This is a genomic window from Corynebacterium sp. HMSC056E09, from assembly GCF_001813425.1.
GTDB classification, from domain to species: Bacteria; Actinomycetota; Actinomycetes; order Mycobacteriales; family Mycobacteriaceae; genus Corynebacterium; species Corynebacterium hesseae.
The window spans coordinates 1-383 of the sequence record NZ_KV812526.1; the positions used below are offsets into that span (position 1 = coordinate 1).

Consider the following 383-nt stretch of genomic DNA (forward strand, 5'->3'; position numbering starts at 1 on the left):
GATGCTTCTGTGGTGACGGATAAGAAGACCGTTGTTGAGGGTAAGCCGGTTGATCCGTTCGATACCGCGAAGAGCGTTCCGGAAAACGGCAAGGTTAAGGTTGATAACCTGCCTGGAGGCCTGACGGTTGATCCGACCACCGGCCAGGTCACGGGTACCCCGGACAAGATCACCGACTGGGGTCCGGAAGAGGAAGAGCGTGACGTTGAGGTCACGGTCACCATCACCGACAAGGACGGCAACGAAGTCGCTACTGGCAAGAAGACCATCACGGTTCAGCGTGACACTGATGGCGACGGTGAGCCGGATAAGACTGATACCGATGATGACGGCGATGGCTTCACTGATGAGCAGGAGAAGGAAGCCGGCACCGATCCGAAGGA

At 57.4% G+C, this 383-nt stretch carries 1 protein-coding gene; it reads left to right on the forward strand.

Features of this window, described 5'->3' with window-relative positions; translation table 11 throughout:
* Positions 1–383 (forward strand): putative Ig domain-containing protein (locus tag HMPREF2912_RS13055; protein WP_158011597.1); only part of this gene is annotated, 383 nt, incomplete at both ends.